Source organism: Butyricimonas muris (assembly GCF_046365375.1).
GTDB classification, from domain to species: Bacteria; Bacteroidota; Bacteroidia; order Bacteroidales; family Marinifilaceae; genus Butyricimonas; species Butyricimonas muris.
The window spans coordinates 43,660-62,285 of the sequence record NZ_JBKEIT010000017.1 but is presented as its reverse complement, the minus strand read 5'-3'; the positions used below and the strand labels follow the sequence as shown (position 1 = coordinate 62,285).

Here is an 18,626-nt window from a genome sequence, read left to right as displayed (position 1 = left end):
ATTAGTTTTGCCCTAACAAGAGATTATTCATAAGAAATTAAATATATTTATGGAAACAAAGAAAAACAAAACCACCCTGCTCATTATGGCAGCCGGTATGGGTTCCCGGTTCGGTAGTCTGAAACAACTCGCGTTGTTGGGACCGCACAAAAAAACATTATTGCACTACTCCATTTATAACGCCGTGCATGCCGGATTTGACAAGATCGTTTTCATCATCCGCCGCAGCTTTGAAGAAGAATTTAAAGAAGCCGTGGGGAAATATGCCGAAAGTCTGGTGGAAACCGTGTATTGCTTTCAGGAAATGGATCGGCTGCCCGGGAATATGCCTCCTATCGAACGGGAGAAACCGTGGGGTACGGCACACGCTATCTGGTCGGCAAAAGACAGTATCAACGAACCTTTTATCGCTATCAACGCCGATGACTTCTACGGTCGTGATGCTTTCGTGAAGATGCATGATTTCATCGCAAATAATCCGGACGAAAACTGTTTCAGCCTTGCCGGTTACCGGTTAGCAGCCACGCTGTCGGAAAACGGTACCGTATCGCGGGGAGTATGTACCGCAGACAAAGACAACTTCCTGACCAGCATCACGGAACGCACCAAAATCGGACGTGAGGGTGCGGTTATCAAAGACATGGACTCCGGTGTTATCCTCCACGAGGACGATGTGGTATCCATGAATTTCTGGGGATTCACGCCTATGCTTTTCGGAGAAATCGAAAAACAGTTTGTCGACTTTTATCATGCCAACAGCAATAACCCGAAATCGGAGATATACATCCCGTTCGTGGTAGACGAACTGATCAAGCAGAAGACCGTGAAAGTGAAAGTACTGAACACCAGCGCAAAATGGTTTGGTGTCACTTACAAGGAAGACACGGAACTCGTGAACAATGCCCTACAAAAATTCGACGGGGAAGGGCTGTACACGGACATGGGGAAATAAAAAAAACAACGGGAAAACATAAAAAAACAACGCCATGGATAAACTAAAGAAGATATACGACACGTTCGTATCCAGCGGTCGATTCGTGTCGGCCACGCCTTACGGGTCCGGGCACATCAACGACACTTATCTCGTCAAGGTAGATGAGGATGTTGAATATATCCTTCAACGGCTCAATAGCAACGTATTCAAGGATATTCCAAAACTCGTGAAGAACAAGGAACTGGTATGCGGACACATTCGCAACCGTCTTATCCGGCACAAGGTGAGTGATATCACCCGTAAATACATCACGTATTTCTACACGGACAAAGGAAACGCATATCACAAGGATTACGAAGGGAACTACTGGACTCTCTCCTTGTTTATCAAGGGCTCAAAGAGTTACGACGTCATTCCGGACTCCCAGATCGCTTATCAAGTGGGTATCGGGTTCGGCGAATTCGAAAACCGGATATCCGATTTTGACGCCAGATTATTGACGGAAACGATTCCTTTATTCCATAACGTTCCCCGACGCCAGCGAGAATTAAAGGAAGCACTAGCAAAAGCCAGCCCTGAAAGAATCGAGTCAAGTAAAGAATTGCTCGAATATTTAAAGAAATTCGACAAGCAAATGCTCGAATTACAGCAGCTGAAAGACGACGGGTTCCTTCCGCTTCGGGTGACACATAACGACACGAAAGCCAACAATCTTTTGTTCGACCACAACGATCGCCCGCTATGCGTGATTGATCTGGATACCGTGATGCCGGGAATCGTGCATTATGATTTCGGGGATGCCATCCGTTCCGCTTGTAACTCGGCCGGGGAAGAAACCCGCAACCTTGATGAAGTGGTATTCAACATGGCATTTTTTGAGGCGTTCACTGCCGGATTCATGGAAAAGGCAAAACACCTCTTTACCCTAAGAGAGAAAAAAACACTGGCACAAGGATGTATTCTGATGACCTATTTGCAAGCGGTACGTTTCCTGACGGATTACCTTGACGGTGATCATTATTACCCGATCACCTACCCGGAGCACAACCTGCAACGGACAAAAGTGCAAGTCCGCCTTCTACAAGACATGGAACGTCACTTCGACAAAATGAATCAATTCATTCAGGAACAATAAAAAATAGGGTGGCAAAGCCACCCTATTTTAGCCTGTAAGGTCCATAAAGTCGAGCCTTCGGCTCCTAAAGTCCATAAAGTCCATTATTTCATAACAGAATGATATACACTATCATAATACATACATCACCCGTACATTTGACCTTACGACATTATGGACTTTCGGACCTTCCTCTTATTTCTTTTTGCAGCAATCTTCTTTCTTTCCGGTTTTAGAGCAGCAATTGTCACCGCATTCTCCCTTGCACGTTTGATCTTTTTTGTGATGATCACATTTGCCTTCACATTCATGCTTTCCGCTCTTGTGGTCACATTGGCTGCAATCTCCTTTGCACTCTGCTTTTGCACCTTCTTTGCAACATTTGTGTCCTTTGTCGCATTTGATAACTTTACCGTCTTTGTCACACAAAGCAAGAACTTTCACGTCATGTCTTTCGATAGCCGCTTTCAATCCCGGCAAGGAGTTCTTATCCATACGATAGGTCACCAACACGGTAGAATCCTTCATATTCAACTTGTAATCCTTTATCCCTTTCTCGAAAGGCATATTCTTGTCTAACTTCGCTTTACAAGAAGGACAATGGATTCCCACCTTGAAAATAACAGTCGTATCTTTTTTTGCTTGCGCATTCACGGTTAAACCCATCATTACGAACACTACCAGCGTAAATAAAATCTTCATTGTTTTCATATTCAAATATTTATTTATTATCAATTTTTAGTCTTCAACTTTTATCTTTTAGTTTTTATCTCATCCTTTCCGGTCTAAAGCAAAACGCAAACCGATATAGAATTTACGTCCGTGAAGAGGGCCCCAGACTTTCGACGAGTCGAACGTACTGCTCCAAGGATCGTGAGCGTTCACGATCGGATTTTTCTGCGTGAAATCGCCGATATTCTCGCATCCGGCATAAACACTCCACAAGCGGAAATATTTTGTCACCTGAGCGTTCATAATCTGGAATGCATCGAAACGAGGTGCAACCCGAAACTCATCAGCAATGCCTCCCTGTTTGGGTAAACGACCGGAACCGTTGAACTGCGTGGTGAAATCGAACTGCCACTTTTTCAGGTTCGTGAAATACGACAAGTTCACCATACCTTTGTAACGACTGGTAAACGGGGTACGTCTCAACTCTCCCTTAATCGTGGTCTTCACGTCATTATAACGATATGCCACCGTCGCTTCCAGACGAGGAATCAATTCGTATTTCACCTCTGCCTGATAGCAATTGGAATAGGACTTCCCTTCCAGATTATAGAAATTCACCTGATCGAATGTCGTTTCGTTATCCACTACTACTTGATCGTTGAACTTCGTGTGATAGTAATCAAGATTAACATTCAGCGTGCGTCCGAACAAAGTAAACTTCCGGTTCACGTTTGCCCCGAAATTCCAAGAATCTTCCATCTTCAACTCGTCCAACAAGTGAGGATTCTTAGCCAATAACTTACCTTCCACGTAAAAATTAGCGGCAGAAGCCAAGAGGTAGCTATTCTCCGCGAGAATATTCGCCGTGCGTAATCCCCGCCCGAAAGTAGCTTTTATATTCGTGAACTCATCCGGCTTATACATGATATGAGCCCGGGGCGTCCAGATACTACCGAAAATATTGTGATAATCATAACGCAAACCCGCCATCACGACAAACCGCTCGTCCAAAAACTCTCCCGTGTACTGGAAGAAAGCCCCCGGAACACGCTCCTCGCGCTTGAAAGTAGCATCCACCCCCTCGAGTCCGTCCGCCACGACCAATTGATCGCGGAAATCCTCGTCATACTTGTCATAAGTAAAACTAATACCTGCCGAGTACATCTGTCCCGGATTATTCCCGAATATGGACTGATAAATATAATTAGCGAAGAAACTCTTTTGTCCCGCATTATATATTTTCTTCCCGTAATACGAATCCTGCGTGTGATCCGTGTAATTCAGCAGCAATGCCATACTCGTGTTCTCGTATTGAGGCATCAGATACCCTAACTTCAAGAATCCCTCGTAACGACGCGTATCGATACCTATCTTGTAAAGCCCGTAGGTCGGATTCGGCTCGGCATGTCCCCCGTGCGAGGTTTGTCCCCCCTCACGAGTTTCGTCGATAAACTTTCCACCGAATTGAAGGAACCAAGAATCATCCTTGTACGCCCAACGATTCATCACGTTATACTGTGTCTTTTCGGGCATATCCAGAAAACCGTCCTTATTCCCGTCGTGAGGCTCCTCCATCCAGTCCCCGTGCAAAAGGAACATCGTGCTCCATTTATCATTGAAACGGATACTGAAATTAGAGTTAAACTCGTACATCCCCTCGCTACTGGTAAACACGTTTGCCGAAAACAATTCCGGATCACGGGGTTTCTTGTAATCCACGCTGATCTGGCCTGCCATCGACTCGTAGCCGTTGATAACCGAACCGGTACCTTTAGACACGGAAATAGCCGACATCCAAGGACCGGGAATATAAGTCAACCCGTACAGAGAAGCAAGTCCCCTAAAATTAGGCATATTCTCCGTCATCATCTGCACGTATTTTCCCGTCAACCCGAGCAACTGAATCTGTTTCGCTCCCGTCACCGCATCCGCGTAAGAAACATCCACGGACGCGTTGGTCTCGAAACTTTCGCCCAAGTTACAGCAAGCGGCTTTACACAATTCCTCCCCGGTAATCAATTGCTCGATCAACGGGCGATTGGTCGTCATCACCGTACTTTGCTTCCGGGCTTGCACGTTCACTTCATCCAACAATTCCCCGGATTGCAACGTACAGGTAACAAACTTATCCGTCGATTTCACTTGAATAGTATCCGACCGATAACCGATAAAGCTGATTACCAACTTTCCCACCTTCTCCCACTTCAACTTGAACTCTCCGTTACCGTCCGTCACGGCTCCTTTGCTCGTTCCAACCCAATACACGTTTGCCCCGGCAAGCGGTTCCTCGCCATCGGCTGTTTCCTCCATAACCCGGCCTTTAATTGTTTGCGCCTGCAATCCGAAAGACGCGAACAAACACACCATAATAAAAAGATTTCTCATACAATTACTTTCGCTCTTGATTTTAGTTTCAATTCACACATAATACTTCTCGGCCAAGCATACACGCACGACCAGTCTGAAAGGGACCCGCGGGGATTCCTTCTTCACGGAACAGAAATAAATCAACAACGGAATGTACACAGCAACTCCAATGGCGGAGAATTATCCGTGTACGTCAAGGCAGGATTAAATGATTTGACAATAGATGTAGCACGATCGGAAAAGACAGGGGCAGAATCCACCTCCATCACCATATCGCTGAACTGCACCTCGAAATGAGAAGCAGCCCACTCGCCGTAGACCTTATAATATGTATGCTGTTGTTTCGCGTTATCACAATTCTTTTTGTGCATATTATGGCACGAGTGACAACAAACACAACCGTGCGTACAAGGACACGGCGTATCAGCAGGAATGAATATCAAACGCGAATAAGTTTCCTGACAACGATGGCAGTACACCTTACTCACATTTACCCCGATTGTCCCTAAAAGGAAAACAACCAATAACAGAAGGGCGCGTATATTCATTTTTTGCTGTTTCATCGTTTGCAAAAATAAAACTTTATTTCAATCCACATACTCTAAAACAGAGCATTAACAATTTATTAACGTTTTTTTTATTCAAATTCTCTCTCTATTGATGTAAAAAATCGAAAAAAAGTATTACTTTCGAATTTCAATATAGATGTAGATTATTTATCATTCCAACAAACTATGAGAAAAATATTACTATTCGGGCTATTTGTAGTTCTTATCGCTTCTTGCAGCAAGAAAACGAATGTCGAGATCACCGGAGCCATCAAAGACGCGGACAACACGAAAGTATACTTGGAACAAATTGACGTGAGTTCCCGGAAAGTTATAGACTCAACAAAAATTAACAAGAAAGGAGAGTTTACTTTCAAGATTAATGTTGACCTACCGACCTTCTATGCGCTAAAATTCGCTAATAACGAGCAGGTTACAATCATCGCCACTCCGGAAGAAAAAATAGAAATAAGTGGAAAACTCGATGACATCAAGAACAACTATTGGGTAGATGGATCGGAAAATTCATTGTGGATCAAATTATTAAACTTCCAACTCGATCGCACGATCACGCTGACCGACTCCTTGAGAAAATCCTATCAGGCGCTGCCGCAGGAGCCTGCTTACGACAAACAAAGAGAAGAATACGCCAAAGCTTGGGAGGAGGCTATAAACAAACAGATCAACTTCACCCGGGATTTTATCATCAAACACGCAACCTCTCCGGCATCCTACTACGCCCTGTACCAGAAAATCGGAGGAAATCTCGGTATCATGGACGAGATAGAAGACCTTCATTATTTCAAGGTAGTGGCATCGTCATTAACCGCTTTGTACCCGGAATCGCAGTACACGAAAGCGATCATGAACCATTTGAAAGAAATATCCCAAGCGATCCGCAACCAGCAATTGGCAGCCGTGATCAACAACTCGGAAAGTTCTCTGCCGGACATCACTCTTCCCAACACGGAGGGGAAACCGGTATCATTGCTCTCCCTGAAAGATAAATATATCGTGCTCGACTTCGGGCTAATCACCGCCAAAGAAAGTCAGGAATACATCAAGGAGATGAAAACGGTGTATGACAAATTCAAGAAACAGGGCGTTGAAATCTACATGGTCTGTCTGGATAAAAACAGATTGCTGTGGGAAGAAATCATAAAACAGAACAAGATCAACTGGATTTGCGTATGGGATGAAGGTGGTTTGCAAAGCAGAGCTGCCGCAAGCTGGAACATCAAAAATATTCCGGCAAACTATATCATCAACCAGAAAAAAGAGATTGTCGGCAAGAACTTGTACGGCAGTCGTCTGGAAGATCGTTTGAACACTTTATTGAAGAAATAATAAAAACAGAACGAACATATCATCATGCAGGGTAAGAACGTTTATTTCCTCTCCGATGCACACTTGGGTGCCAAACTATTGAAAAATAACCGGGAAAGGGAATTGATGCTCGTGGATTTTTTGAAAAAGATAAAACCCGTTTGCTCGGAGCTCTACCTGTTGGGTGATATGTTCGATTTCTGGTTCGAATACAAACACGTGGTTCCCAAAGGACACGTGCGCTTTCTGGCAGAACTCGCCAATTTCACCGACAGCGGGATAAAAGTTCATTTTTTTACCGGAAATCATGACATCTGGGCGTTCGACTACTTGGCAAAGGAATGTGGGGTGATCCTGCATACCTCTATGTTCGAAATCGAAATGAACGGGAAATCCTTCCTTATCGGACACGGCGACGGACTCAACCCGAATGACAAAGGCTATCTTTTCCTCAGCAAAGCCTTCCACAATCGTTTCCTGCAAAGATGCTTCCGGCTGATTCATCCCGACTGGGGTATCGCTTTGGCAAACAGATGGTCGGCACACTCCCGACTAAAAGGAAACGGAAAAATAGACGCGAGAGAATACTTGGGAGATGACAAAGAAGAGATCGTGCTGTATTGCAAGAAAGTATTGCAGGAACGGCACATCGATTACTTCATTTTCGGTCATCGCCACCTTCCCATCTTTATGCAACTGGCGGAATCCAGCTATTATATCAACACGGGAGACTGGATTACTCATTTCACGTATGCCAAATTCGACGGAGAAAAAGTTTCACTGGAAAAACTCGAAGAGAAAAAATAACCCTATCCATTTTGTTTCCGTGTAAAATAATCCTAACTTACCTGCCTGTATGTGAAATAAAGATCGACAGTTATGTTAGTCAAAATATTCGGCGGTGCCGTGTACGGCATCAATGCTATTACAATTACAATAGAAGTAAACATCCTCTGGGGTGCTAAATTCATCATCGTGGGATTACCGGACAATGCCGTGAAAGAAAGTCAACAACGCATCGATTCCGCCCTCCGGGAAATAGGACTTAAAATCCCGGGTAAAAGAGTTATTATCAATATGGCTCCCGCCGACGTGAAGAAGGAAGGCTCCGCTTACGATCTCCCGATAGGTATCGGTATTCTGGCTGCCAATGAACAACTTCCTGATGCCGACTTGGAACACTACGTCATCATGGGCGAATTGTCCCTTGACGGAAGCCTGCAAGCCGTAAAAGGCGTACTGCCCATTGCCATTCACGCGAAAAAAGAAGGATTCAAAGGAATCATCCTCCCTTATCAGAATGCCAACGAGGCCGCTGTTGTTCAAGATTTCGAGGTATATGGCTTCCGGCATATCAACGAGGTCATTGCTTTCTTGAAAAAAGAAAAATCATTCTCCCCCGCGGTGTTCGACCGGAAAATCATGGAACAGCACTCCGACAACGAATTATTGGATTTCAAAGACGTTAAGGGACAAGAGAACGTGAAAAGAGCCATGGAAATCGCCGCCGCGGGCGGACACAATATGATCATGATTGGCTCACCGGGTTCGGGGAAGACCATGCTCGCCCGAAGATTACCGACAATCCTGCCGCCCATGACCACGGAAGAAGCTCTCGAAACAACCAAGATACACTCCGTCGCGGGAAAAATACAAAACAACAATTCCCTGATCGTCAACCGTCCTTTCCGATCCCCCCACCACACGATCTCGAACGTGGCTCTTGTCGGTGGCGGCTCTTGGCCTCAACCCGGGGAGATTTCACTGGCACATAACGGAATATTATTCCTTGACGAACTACCCGAATTTCAGAGATCTGTACTGGAAGTTTTACGCCAACCGCTGGAAGACCGGATGATTTCCATCAGTCGTTCCAAATTCAGCGTGGAATACCCGGCAAATATCATGCTCATCGCTTCCATGAACCCCTGCCCCTGCGGTTACTACAATCACCCCACCAAAGAGTGCAACTGTCCGCCGGGAGCCGTGCATAAATACCTGTCCAAAATATCGGGTCCCCTGCTTGATCGCATTGACATACATATCGAAGTCGTCCCCGTCGAACTGGATAAAATGACCAGCAACACCGAAAGCGAACCCAGTGCCGCCATTCGCGAGCGGGTGATTGCCGCCAGAGAAATACAGACTGCCCGATTCCGCGAGCATCAAGGCATATATTGCAACGCCCAGATGACGTCACCTCTGTTGAAAAAATATTGTCTTTTGGATGATAGATGCACCGCCTTGCTGAAAATCGCTATGCAACGTTTCGGCCTATCAGCCAGAGCATACGACCGCATCATAAAACTATCCCGCACAATAGCGGACTTGGAACACAGTGAAAAAATAAAACCCGAATACATCGCCGAAGCCATACAGTATCGCAGCCTCGATCGCGAAGGGTGGGGAGGATAAAAAAATTCAGTGATTTTATGATTGACGATTAGGTGATTATAGAATCACGAAATCAATCAATCGACAATCACAGAATCAATTCACGTTTAAACCCGACTCAAGATATCCTCCAAGCCTTGGAAGTGATTTTTGTAGTCTTCCGCACTTCTACGAATCACCTCGTAGGCTTCTTCCTTATTATACACGTGGGTAATTTCCGTGCGGCGTTCTTCTCCCGGAAGATCCTTGTAGGTCAGGAAATAGTGTTTCAAACGATCGATCACCACGTGTGGCAACTCGGATATATCGTTATAAATACTATACGTGGCATCATGTTTCAACACGGCGATAATCTTATCGTCAGCCTCGTTCTTGTCCAACATACGGAATCCCCCGATCGGGCGAGCCTCTGCAATAATATCCCCGTGGGATATCGTTTTCTCTGTCAACACGCAAATATCCAACGGGTCGCCGTCACCGTGTATATCCGCCCGCTGGGTTTGCTCCATGCAATAGTCAGCAACCAGATCCCCGCAATAAGTCTGCGGCAAAAAACCGTACAACGCAGGAACCACGTTTGAATACTTCTGCGGACGGTCAATCTTGATATAACCGCTCACTTTATCCAACTCGTATTTCACCGTATCGGTAGGCACCATCTCAATAAATGCCGTCACCACTGCCGGAAAATCCGGCCCGATATCCAACCCATGCCACGGATGTGACTTGTACCTCAACCCCATCAATCGGGCGATAGGGTCATTAATTTTATTTCCCATAACTATTTCGTTTAAAAAAAATATGTGTCATACACCTTTATATCTATTCACCGAACAAATGCAACTCGATCTGTTCTATCAAGATGTGAATAATCTTGATATGAATCTCCTGTATCCGGTCGGAATAACCATTCCACGGGACACAAATATTCACATCGCATAAATTCTTCATCTTACCGCCGTCCTTACCTGTCAGCCCGATCACCAGCATTCCCCGATCATGCGCTGTATTCACGGCATTCACGACATTTGCCGAATTACCGGACGTGCTGATAGCCAGCAGGACATCTCCCGCTTTCCCGTGCGCCTCCACGTACCGGGAAAACACATAATCAAAACCGAAGTCATTCGCTACACACGTCAAATGCGTCGGGTCGGAAATCGCCACGGCAGGCAATGCCGGGCGGTCACCCCTGAAGCGTCCTGTAAGTTCTTCCGCGAAATGCATGGCGTCACTCATGGAACCGCCATTACCGCAGCTAATCACCTTACCGCCGCTTTTCAGAATCCGGGATAATATCTCGGCTGCCAACCCGACCTGTTTCAACTTCTCGTCATCCGCCACAAAATCAGCCAACACCTGCTGTGCCTCTAAAAAACTCTTCTTGATACTATCCATCTTCTTAGGGTATTACATTTATCTTATTTTTTCCATTCGACGATCCTCCCTCTTTCCTTCTTCAACATTCCCGGGGGGACCACCTGTTTGATATCCTCGCAAAGCAGGTCTATCAACTTCTGCTTCGTGTAGTGGCGCGAATAAATGACGCTCACCTCCCGCAAAGGCTTATAGGTCGTGAACGAACGAACTTGCTTTTTTTTCTCCTCCGTCATATACAACAATGCCAGTTCCGGGATTAAAGTAAAACCGCCTTCCCTATCCACGATCTTCATCAATGTTTCCAACGAATTGCTCTCGAAATCAAAGGGCAGGTTCTTGTGCTGCGTGTCGTGCATATCGCACAAGTTCACCACTTGATCGCGAAAACAATGACCGTCACCCAGCATCCATATATCGGGAGTGGCGATATCCTGTATTTCTACGTCTTTCTTCTTCAAAAGTTCATGACCGGCGTGAGCGTAGATCATCATTTCTTCATAAAAGACGGGGCGTTCCACGATCTTCTCGTCATGGAAAGGCGTAACAAAAATACCCGCGTCCAACGTGTCCCGTTTCAATCGCTTGATAATCTCTTCGGATACCAACTCCTCAACCTCGACCTTCACGGCTGGATAACGGCGGATATAATCCCCTATAAAAATAGGTAACAGGTAGGGGGCCAACGTGGGAATAATCCCGATCTTCAAAGAGCCTGCCACCTCCTGTTTTTCCTCGTTGATAATTTCTTTTATTCTTTGTGTCGCCGATAAAACCGTCCGTGCCTGAGCGATCAGTTTTGCCCCGATATCCGTGGGCACCACCGGTTGTCGGCTCCTGTCAAAAATGATTACACCGAGATCGTCTTCCAACTTTTTGATTTGCATACTCAGCGTCGGCTGTGTCACGAAGCAACTATCCGCTGCCGTGGCAAAATGCCGATGCTCGTCAACGGCTACAATATATTCCAGTTGTGTCAGTGTAATCATAAATTTGTTCTATTCAAAAAAATCCTTCATCTTGGAGAATATGCTTTTCTTGTCATTACTTCCGGGCTTGAATCCGGTCGTTTCTTTCATTTTCTCCACTAACTTTTTCTCGTCTTTCGACAAGTTCTTCGGAATCCACACGTTCACCTTCGCCAACAGGTCACCTTTCCCGTACCCGTTCACGTCCGGCAAACCTTTTCCGCGCAAACGCAATATTTTACCCGGTTGAGTTCCTGCCTCTATTTTCACTTTCACCTTGCCCTCTATCGTCGGAATCTCTACCGTTTCTCCCAAAACCGCTTCGGGGTAACCGATAAACACGTTATACAACAAATCATTGCCGTCCCTTACCAGATCAGGATGCTCGTCTTCTTCCACCAGCACAATCAAATCTCCATTCACACCTCCGCGACGGGCAGCATTGCCTTTACCGCCCAATGACAGCTGCATCCCTTCTGCCACCCCTGCCGGAATATTAATCGTGATCACCTCTTCCGACAACAACACGCCCTCTCCGTTACAATAAGTACACTTCTCGTTGATAATCTTTCCTTCACCCTCGCAAGTGGGACAGGTGGAAGTCGTCTGCATGGCACCAAGAATTGTATTCTGCACTCGGGTAACCTGTCCCGAACCGTTACAGGTCGAGCAAGTAGTGAAAGACTTCCCGTCTTTCGCACCCGTGCCGCTACAATGCTGGCAAGCCACGTATTTTTTCACTTTAATTTTCTTTTCAACTCCGGTAGCTACTTCTTGCAGGTTCAATTTCACCTTCACCCGCAGATTCGTACCCCGGTTCACCCTACGGGCTGAACGTCCGCCCCCGCCGAAACCGCTGAAGCCGCCAAAACCGCCCATTCCACTAAAGATATCCCCAAAATGAGAGAAGATATCATCCATGCTCATACCTCCACCTCCGAAACCACCGGCACCACCCATCCCGGCGTGTCCGAACTGGTCGTAACGGCGCCTTTTATCGTCATTGCTCAACACATCGTACGCCTCGGCTGCCTCCTTGAACTTCTCCTCTGCCTCCTTGTCACCCGGGTTCTTATCCGGATGATACTTCAATGCCAGTTTGCGATACGCTTTTTTTATTTCAGTAGCATCGGCATTTTTAGACACGCCCAACACTTCATAATAATCTCTCTTTTCCATTACCACGCAATCTTAATTTATTCGCCTACAACCACTTTCGCGAAACGCATCACCTTATCGTTCAAATAATATCCTTTCTCGATACAATCCAGCACTTTCCCCTTCAATTCGGGAGTCGGTGCGGGAATAGTGGTCACAGCCTCGTGAATATCCGTGTTGAAATCCACCCCGTCCGTCTCGATCTCCTTCACCCCGTTTTGCGTTAGGAACGTCTTGAAATTAGCATAGATCAAATCCACCCCTTCTTTCAAGGCTGCCACATCCTTTGACACGCTCATACTCTTCAAGGCTCTCTCGAAGTTATCCACCACAGGCAGAATATTTGTCAATATCTGCTCCCCGGCACTCTTCGTCAATTCCATTTTCTCTTTCAAAGTACGTTTCCGGTAATTATCAAATTCCGCCGACAACCGCAGATATTTGTCATTCATCTCCGCCAGCTTTTGTCCCAACTCTTCCAATTTACTCTCTTCCTTTTTGCAAGATTTATCCTCTTTCTTCTTGTGAGACTTTTCTTCTACCTCATTCTCAACATTCTGTGACTCCTCCAGTTCTTCCTCGTGAGTCGCTCTCTTCTCTTCTGACATATCGTATATATTTTTTTATGAATAAACAAATTAAGCTACTTTTTTCAAGCAAAATCCCTGCCAACAAGTCAACATGCCACATTGACAAACAAAACGAGTGTCAATGTGGCACAATATGCTGCCACAAAGATATAACAATTAAGTGATTTACGCCCTCAATCTAAAATCTAAAATCATCAAATCTAAAATTCACAACATCCCATTATCCGCGAAACTATAATATCGATCGGGGCAAACGATAATATGATCAAGCAGAATGATATCCAACAACCTTCCCGCTTCCTGAATCTTTTTCGTCAGAGCAATATCCTGCGGACTCGGACGATTGTTACCGCTAGGGTGGTTGTGTGCGATAACGATAGAACACGCTTTGGCTTCCAACACTTTCCGGAACACCATCCGGATATCGATAATCGTGTTTTCCATACCTCCGGAGAACAAACGTTCACATGACTTTATCCGACAGGCACTCGAAAGGGTAACCACCCAGAACTCCTCGTGATCCAAATCCCCGATAAGCGGTTGCAGATAGTCATACAGATCCCGGCTTGTCGTCAGCACGGGCTCTTCTCGGGCGGCAGCCAACGCTCTGCGCCGCCCGATCTCCACCGCGGCGATAATCGAGGCTGCTTTTGCCATGCCCACTCCCCTGTAACGGTTCATGAAATCCGTCACGGACAAACGCGCCAAAGTATTCAAGTCATTATTGCAATCCGCCAGCATACGCCGGGCAAGATCAAGAGCAGACTCCCCGCCGCTTCCCGATCGCAACAGGATAGCGAGCAACTCATTTGTGGAAAGCGTGGCGACGCCGTTCGCCAACATCTTTTCCCGGGGCTTATCATCCTCCGCCCACGAGGAAATAGGAATATATTCTCCAGCCATAACCTTATCTTTACAGCCGGTAATGTAACCATTTTTTTCAAAATAAAAAAAAATCTTAAGAATAAATTCTCAAGATTACCCGACACATAAAAAATAAAGGTAACAAGCTCAAGACCTATTACCCTAATATCTTATGTCTATTGAAATTACAGCTTATTCACGTGCAAAGCCAACTTCGATTTCAAGTTTGCAGCTTTGTTTTTGTGGATAATATTCTTTTTCGCAAGCTTATCTAACATAGATGAAACTTTCGGTAACAAATCTGCTGCAGCCTCTTTCTCAGTCAACGCACGTAGTTTCCTAACGGCATTTCTAGCAGTTTTAGCGTAGTAACGATTATGTAATTTTCTCTTCTCGCTCTGCCGTATTCTTTTTTCTGATGATTGATGATTTGCCATCTCTACAAATTAATTTAATTCAACTTTGTAGTCCGTACGGGAATCGAACCCGTGTTACAAGAATGAAAATCTTGCGTCCTAACCCCTAGACGAACGGACCATTAAATATCCACTACCTTCTCGGTAGTCCGTACGGGAATCGAACCCGTGTTACAAGAATGAAAATCTTGCGTCCTAACCCCTAGACGAACGGACCATTAAATATCCACTACCTTCTCGGTAGTCCGTACGGGAATCGAACCCGTGTTACAAGAATGAAAATCTTGCGTCCTAACCCCTAGACGAACGGACCATCGCTAAGCCGATTATTATCAGCTTTGTAGTCCGTACGGGAATCGAACCCGTGTTACAAGAATGAGAATCTTGCGTCCTAGCCCCTAGACGAACGGACCATATTTTGCTTTAGCGGTTGCAAATATACGGCAAATTTCATTCCAACCAAAGAAATCACTATTTTTTTTTCACTAACACACGCTTTTAGCGATATTTACGTTCCCAAATCTCTGTAAATCACTCCAAACACTCGGCGGGCATCTCCTCTCTAAAAGAGAAATATCGTCAAATTATGAATAAAATCATAGATATATTCCTACCTTTGCGGATATTAAATCGTTGAATCTTGAAACCTCACTTTCAATTTTCAACTTTCAATTTTCAAATTATATGGCAAAACTGTACCTTATCCCTACCCCCGTCGGCAACCTTGAAGACATCACGCTAAGAGCACTCCGTATATTAAAAGAAGTACCTCTCGTGCTTGCCGAGGACACCCGCACATCCGCGAAATTGCTCAAGCATTACGAGATCAACACCCCTCTGCTCTCGCACCACAAGTTCAACGAGCACCAGCAAGTGAGCCGCATCGCCGAACGCATCGCCCGCGGAGAGGACGTCGCCTTGATCAGTGACGCGGGCACACCCGGTATCTCCGATCCCGGCTTCCTGCTCGTCCGTACCTGTATAGAGCAAGGTATAGAAACCGAATGTCTGCCCGGGGCAACTGCCTTCGTGCCCGCCCTCGTCAATTCGGGGCTTCCCTGCGACCGTTTCTGCTTCGAGGGATTCCTGCCACAAAAGAAAGGACGGCAAAAAAAACTCATCTCCCTCGCCGAGGAAGACCGTACGATGATTTTCTACGAATCCCCTTTCCGCCTTGTCAAAGCGTTAGAGCAAATGGCTGAATTTTTCGGGGAAAGCCGCCATGCCTGTGTTGCCCGCGAGATCAGCAAACTCTTCGAGGACTTCCAGCGGGGTACTCTCAAAGAACTGATCACACACTTCACCGAAAAAGGTGTAAAAGGCGAAATCGTCATCATCGTCGAGGGGAAACCCAAAAAGGAAACGGAGGAAGATTCCGAATAAATGTCACAGAAAATGTCACAGAAAATAGAAAATTCCATATCTTTGTTTTGTGAAAATCAAAAGTTGTGCTTTAGATTTTCATGATTTTCTAAAGTTGTACTTTAGATTTTCATGATTTTCTAAAGTTGTACTTTAGATTTTCATGATTTTCTAAAGCACTATACAATGATAACAAGATACTTAAAACTAGACGATGCTAAAACAGAAAGCATTTTCCTATGGGGAGCACGACAAACGGGGAAAAGTACATTGCTAAATAGTTTATTTCCCGAAGCAAAATATTACGACCTGCTAAAAGCAGATGAATTCGAACGTTTACACCGTCGTCCGTCACTTTTACGGGAGGAACTTATGTTATCCGGAGAATCGGACTTAGTCATTATAGATGAAGTACAGAAAGTTCCGGAACTATTGGATGAAGTGCATTGGCTTATTACCAATCGGGGCATTCGTTTCATATTATGCGGGTCAAGTGCACGAAAACTAAAACGAAGCGGAGCAAATCTACTAGGGGGACGTGCCGTGCGAAACGTACTCTACCCCTTTGTTAGCGAGGAACTCCCCGACTTCAATCTGATACGCGCTGTCAACAACGGTATGCTTCCCAGACATTATTTAATAGAAAACCCGCATAAACGCCTACAAGCATACATTGGCGACTATTTACAAGAAGAGATACGAGCGGAAGCACTAACAAGAAACTTGAATTCATTCAGCCGTTTCCTTGAAATTGCAGCTCTTACAAACGGGGAAATTGTCAATTATAACAACATTGCCACCGATGCAGGTGTTAGCGCACCCACGATAAAAGAATATTTCTCCATTCTATCCGAAACCATGTTGGGATATATGATTCCGGCATACGCGAAAGCCATCAAAAGACGATTAATACAATCTCCAAAATTCTATTATTTCGACGTGGGGATTGTCAATTATCTAACAAAACGTCATGAACTAGCTCCCGGCTCCGTCGATTTCGGGCATGCTTTTGAACATCTCATCATTCAAGAACTCATCGCTTACCTCGGGTACACTGACAATACCAATACCCTATCTTATTGGCGCACGACATCCGGCTACGAGGTGGACGCGATACTGGGAGATGCCAAAATTGCTATTGAAATCAAATCCACGGAAGAAGTACAATCCCGCCACTTGAAAGGATTAAAAGCTTTTAGCGAGGAACATCCCGAGGCGCGCCTAATCGTCGTGTCACTCGATCGCACCCCACGCGTCATGAACGGTGTAGAAATTTTACCGGCAACCGATTTTTTGCATAAACTCTGGAAAAGACAAATTATTTAACCGCTTACACGAATTCCAAATAATTATCCCTGTTCACCACGTGATACTCCGCGTGAGGGTATGCTTCCCCGAAGGCTTTCGGCACAGGAGGCATTTTGTTTCCCCACTTGATCTCCAAGGCGGTAAGTTGCTCGGCGTGCACTTCTATTAAATCTATCTCTTGCTTGTCATAAGTGCGCCAAAAATAGAACTCTTTCCCTGTTCCGTCATTCAAACTCCTCTTTCGTCGTTCTCCTATCAAGTAATTTTCCCAAAGCGCACCGGCATCCTGCCGGATAGCCAAAGGCGAAAAATTCCCGATAATAGCATTCCGAATACCATTGTCATAAAAGTACCATTTCCCGGCTTTAGTCACTTCCTTGCGCAAATTGCGGGAATAGGCTCCCAAGCGATACACGACAAACACTTTTTCCAGCAGATCGAGATACTTCTCTACTGTAGTCTTGCTCATGCCAAGTTGTTTTCCCAGTTCTTCATAAGAAACTTCGCACCCAATTGAAAGGCAACGAGCCGGAGCAACTCTCTCATTTTATTAGAATTCTTCAAGCCGTCAATAGTTAGAATATCCTTCAACAGATAAGCACTGACGATATCACGCAGGTAATCTGTCTTGCATTCAAAACTACCAGCCATCACTACCTCCGGATACGAACCGTAGATCAAGCGTGCCTCCAGATTCCGGCGAGTATCCAGTGCCGTTTCCGTCTGCGCTATTTCACGCTGGGAAAAAGGCGTAAGCAAAAACTGTGTACCCCGACCGACCAATGGCTCCCCGGTCTTATTAAGCAAGTCAAATGATGATGACGCACTTGCCAACACACGGATACCATCGACTTCATCCACGATCAGTTTTAGTATATTGCCGATATAAGGAATGTTCTGTGCCTCATCAATAGCAAGCAATTCTACTCCTTCCAGCAAATGACGATAGTTCGCTATGGTACGATTTTCCAACAGAGCCAATGTGTCAAAATCCTCCCCGTTCAGCATCATCGCTCGTCCGGGATAATTGTCTACCAACTTACGCATGAGAATCGTCTTACCCACACGTCGAGCGCCAAAAATCAATATAGCCTTACCGGGCGTTATCCATTCTACAATCCGATCTTCAAGTATTCGTTTTATCGTTTCCATAATTGTATTCCATAATCATAAAAGATAGGTATTTTTTCCAAATGGCGATTTTTACATTAAAATCGTACTCCACACT

18 protein-coding genes, 4 tRNA genes and 1 pseudogene are annotated in these 18,626 nt (G+C 45.3%); 7 read left to right on the top strand and 16 right to left on the bottom strand.

Going from position 1 to position 18,626, the window contains the following annotated elements; genetic code table 11:
* Positions 1–49: 49 nt before the first annotated feature.
* Together ACK8P8_RS21615 and ACK8P8_RS21610 are read left to right on the top strand one after the other, a co-directional pair.
* Entirely contained in the window at positions 50–952 is a 903-nt protein-coding gene (locus tag ACK8P8_RS21615) for a sugar phosphate nucleotidyltransferase (RefSeq protein ID WP_410026316.1), read from the top strand.
* Positions 953–986: 34 nt separating this feature from the next.
* On the top strand, positions 987–2,069 hold the full coding sequence (locus ACK8P8_RS21610) for a phosphotransferase enzyme family protein (protein ID WP_369860274.1): 1,083 nt from the start codon (positions 987–989) through the stop codon (positions 2,067–2,069).
* 174 nt (positions 2,070–2,243) lie between these two features.
* On the opposite strand, the gene ACK8P8_RS21605 is transcribed toward ACK8P8_RS21610, so the two are convergent.
* From ACK8P8_RS21605 to ACK8P8_RS21595, 3 genes are all read right to left on the bottom strand, one after another.
* Entirely contained in the window at positions 2,244–2,759 is a 516-nt protein-coding gene (locus tag ACK8P8_RS21605) for a heavy-metal-associated domain-containing protein (RefSeq protein WP_099291664.1), read from the bottom strand.
* Between the two features lie 60 nt (positions 2,760–2,819).
* The gene (locus ACK8P8_RS21600) at positions 2,820–5,105 is read right to left on the bottom strand and encodes a TonB-dependent receptor (protein WP_369860275.1); all 2,286 of its coding nucleotides are present in this window, start codon (positions 5,103–5,105) and stop codon (positions 2,820–2,822) included.
* 122 nt (positions 5,106–5,227) lie between these two features.
* On the bottom strand, positions 5,228–5,650 hold the full coding sequence (locus ACK8P8_RS21595; RefSeq protein WP_099291662.1) for a hypothetical protein: 423 nt from the start codon (positions 5,648–5,650) through the stop codon (positions 5,228–5,230).
* A 171-nt stretch (positions 5,651–5,821) separates the two neighbouring features.
* Here ACK8P8_RS21595 and ACK8P8_RS21590 point away from each other — a divergent pair, with 171 nt between their 5' ends.
* The 3 genes from ACK8P8_RS21590 (at position 5,822) to ACK8P8_RS21580 (ending at position 9,376) form a co-directional block, all read left to right on the top strand.
* On the top strand, positions 5,822–6,982 hold the full coding sequence (locus tag ACK8P8_RS21590; protein ID WP_099291661.1) for a TlpA disulfide reductase family protein: 1,161 nt from the start codon (positions 5,822–5,824) through the stop codon (positions 6,980–6,982).
* Positions 6,983–7,006: 24 nt separating this feature from the next.
* Positions 7,007–7,768 (top strand): UDP-2,3-diacylglucosamine diphosphatase, encoded by a 762-nt coding sequence (locus tag ACK8P8_RS21585; RefSeq protein ID WP_099291660.1) that lies wholly within the window; start codon positions 7,007–7,009, stop codon positions 7,766–7,768.
* Positions 7,769–7,840: 72 nt separating this feature from the next.
* A complete protein-coding gene (locus tag ACK8P8_RS21580) occupies positions 7,841–9,376 on the top strand; it encodes a YifB family Mg chelatase-like AAA ATPase (RefSeq protein ID WP_099291659.1) in 1,536 nt (511 codons plus the stop codon).
* An 86-nt stretch (positions 9,377–9,462) separates the two neighbouring features.
* Here the strand turns inward: ACK8P8_RS21580 and ACK8P8_RS21575 are convergent, their stop codons facing one another.
* The 11 genes from ACK8P8_RS21575 to ACK8P8_RS21525 form a co-directional block, all read right to left on the bottom strand.
* A complete protein-coding gene (locus ACK8P8_RS21575) occupies positions 9,463–10,134 on the bottom strand; it encodes an inorganic pyrophosphatase (RefSeq protein ID WP_099291658.1) in 672 nt (223 codons plus the stop codon).
* Positions 10,135–10,177: 43 nt separating this feature from the next.
* A complete protein-coding gene (gene lpcA / locus ACK8P8_RS21570; RefSeq protein ID WP_099291657.1) occupies positions 10,178–10,753 on the bottom strand; it encodes a D-sedoheptulose 7-phosphate isomerase in 576 nt (191 codons plus the stop codon).
* 23 nt (positions 10,754–10,776) lie between these two features.
* Positions 10,777–11,721: a LysR substrate-binding domain-containing protein gene (locus tag ACK8P8_RS21565; protein ID WP_099291656.1), complete on the bottom strand. Its 945-nt coding sequence runs from the start codon at positions 11,719–11,721 to the stop codon at positions 10,777–10,779.
* A gap of 9 nt (positions 11,722–11,730) precedes the next feature.
* Complete coding sequence (gene dnaJ, locus ACK8P8_RS21560) at positions 11,731–12,879, bottom strand: molecular chaperone DnaJ (RefSeq protein ID WP_186975966.1); 1,149 nt, start codon at positions 12,877–12,879, stop codon at positions 11,731–11,733.
* A gap of 17 nt (positions 12,880–12,896) precedes the next feature.
* A complete protein-coding gene (gene grpE / locus ACK8P8_RS21555; protein ID WP_099291654.1) occupies positions 12,897–13,466 on the bottom strand; it encodes a nucleotide exchange factor GrpE in 570 nt (189 codons plus the stop codon).
* 189 nt (positions 13,467–13,655) lie between these two features.
* Positions 13,656–14,351, bottom strand: coding sequence for a RadC family protein (gene radC, locus ACK8P8_RS21550; RefSeq protein ID WP_099291653.1), 696 nt, complete (start codon positions 14,349–14,351; stop codon positions 13,656–13,658).
* Positions 14,352–14,497: 146 nt separating this feature from the next.
* The gene (gene rpsT, locus ACK8P8_RS21545) at positions 14,498–14,749 is read right to left on the bottom strand and encodes a 30S ribosomal protein S20 (protein WP_099291652.1); all 252 of its coding nucleotides are present in this window, start codon (positions 14,747–14,749) and stop codon (positions 14,498–14,500) included.
* 28 nt (positions 14,750–14,777) lie between these two features.
* Positions 14,778–14,849 (bottom strand) — tRNA-Glu (locus ACK8P8_RS21540).
* 24 nt (positions 14,850–14,873) lie between these two features.
* Positions 14,874–14,945: transfer RNA gene (locus ACK8P8_RS21535), tRNA-Glu, on the bottom strand.
* Positions 14,946–14,969: 24 nt separating this feature from the next.
* A tRNA-Glu gene (locus ACK8P8_RS21530) sits at positions 14,970–15,041 on the bottom strand.
* 28 nt (positions 15,042–15,069) lie between these two features.
* A tRNA-Glu gene (locus ACK8P8_RS21525) sits at positions 15,070–15,141 on the bottom strand.
* 271 nt (positions 15,142–15,412) lie between these two features.
* Between ACK8P8_RS21525 and rsmI the strand changes: the two genes are divergently transcribed.
* The gene (gene rsmI / locus ACK8P8_RS21520; RefSeq protein ID WP_099291651.1) at positions 15,413–16,111 is read left to right on the top strand and encodes a 16S rRNA (cytidine(1402)-2'-O)-methyltransferase; all 699 of its coding nucleotides are present in this window, start codon (positions 15,413–15,415) and stop codon (positions 16,109–16,111) included.
* Positions 16,112–16,276: 165 nt separating this feature from the next.
* Positions 16,277–17,416, top strand: coding sequence for an ATP-binding protein (locus tag ACK8P8_RS21515; protein ID WP_186975967.1), 1,140 nt, complete (start codon positions 16,277–16,279; stop codon positions 17,414–17,416).
* Positions 17,417–17,420: 4 nt separating this feature from the next.
* On the opposite strand, the gene ACK8P8_RS22280 is transcribed toward ACK8P8_RS21515, so the two are convergent.
* Both ACK8P8_RS22280 and ACK8P8_RS22275 read right to left on the bottom strand, forming a co-directional pair.
* Positions 17,421–17,771 carry a DUF4143 domain-containing protein gene (locus ACK8P8_RS22280; protein ID WP_494545990.1) on the bottom strand — a complete coding sequence of 117 codons (351 nt, stop codon included), beginning with the start codon at positions 17,769–17,771 and terminating at the stop codon, positions 17,421–17,423.
* Positions 17,766–18,445: pseudogene (locus ACK8P8_RS22275) on the bottom strand (ATP-binding protein); the annotation flags it as partial. The gene ACK8P8_RS22280 and the pseudogene ACK8P8_RS22275, both read right to left, overlap by 6 nt.
* Positions 18,446–18,626: the final 181 nt, after the last annotated feature.

Bases quoted from the DNA above. Each gene is read 5' to 3' on its own strand.
- ACK8P8_RS21595 (WP_099291662.1), bottom strand. From the start codon at position 5,650: ATGAAACAGCAAAAAATGAATATACGCGCCCTTCTGTTATTGGTTGTT.
- ACK8P8_RS21610 (WP_369860274.1), top strand. From the start codon at position 987: ATGGATAAACTAAAGAAGATATACGACACGTTCGTATCCAGCGGTCGA.
- rsmI (WP_099291651.1), top strand. From the start codon at position 15,413: ATGGCAAAACTGTACCTTATCCCTACCCCCGTCGGCAACCTTGAAGAC.
- ACK8P8_RS21600 (WP_369860275.1), bottom strand. From the start codon at position 5,105: ATGAGAAATCTTTTTATTATGGTGTGTTTGTTCGCGTCTTTCGGATTG.
- ACK8P8_RS21565 (WP_099291656.1), bottom strand. From the start codon at position 11,721: ATGATTACACTGACACAACTGGAATATATTGTAGCCGTTGACGAGCAT.
- lpcA (WP_099291657.1), bottom strand. From the start codon at position 10,753: ATGGATAGTATCAAGAAGAGTTTTTTAGAGGCACAGCAGGTGTTGGCT.
- ACK8P8_RS21575 (WP_099291658.1), bottom strand. From the start codon at position 10,134: ATGGGAAATAAAATTAATGACCCTATCGCCCGATTGATGGGGTTGAGG.
- ACK8P8_RS21515 (WP_186975967.1), top strand. From the start codon at position 16,277: ATGATAACAAGATACTTAAAACTAGACGATGCTAAAACAGAAAGCATT.
- ACK8P8_RS21590 (WP_099291661.1), top strand. From the start codon at position 5,822: ATGAGAAAAATATTACTATTCGGGCTATTTGTAGTTCTTATCGCTTCT.
- radC (WP_099291653.1), bottom strand. From the start codon at position 14,351: ATGGCTGGAGAATATATTCCTATTTCCTCGTGGGCGGAGGATGATAAG.
- ACK8P8_RS21580 (WP_099291659.1), top strand. From the start codon at position 7,841: ATGTTAGTCAAAATATTCGGCGGTGCCGTGTACGGCATCAATGCTATT.
- ACK8P8_RS21605 (WP_099291664.1), bottom strand. From the start codon at position 2,759: ATGAAAACAATGAAGATTTTATTTACGCTGGTAGTGTTCGTAATGATG.
- ACK8P8_RS21615 (WP_410026316.1), top strand. From the start codon at position 50: ATGGAAACAAAGAAAAACAAAACCACCCTGCTCATTATGGCAGCCGGT.
- grpE (WP_099291654.1), bottom strand. From the start codon at position 13,466: ATGTCAGAAGAGAAGAGAGCGACTCACGAGGAAGAACTGGAGGAGTCA.
- rpsT (WP_099291652.1), bottom strand. From the start codon at position 14,749: ATGGCAAATCATCAATCATCAGAAAAAAGAATACGGCAGAGCGAGAAG.
- dnaJ (WP_186975966.1), bottom strand. From the start codon at position 12,879: ATGGAAAAGAGAGATTATTATGAAGTGTTGGGCGTGTCTAAAAATGCC.
- ACK8P8_RS21585 (WP_099291660.1), top strand. From the start codon at position 7,007: ATGCAGGGTAAGAACGTTTATTTCCTCTCCGATGCACACTTGGGTGCC.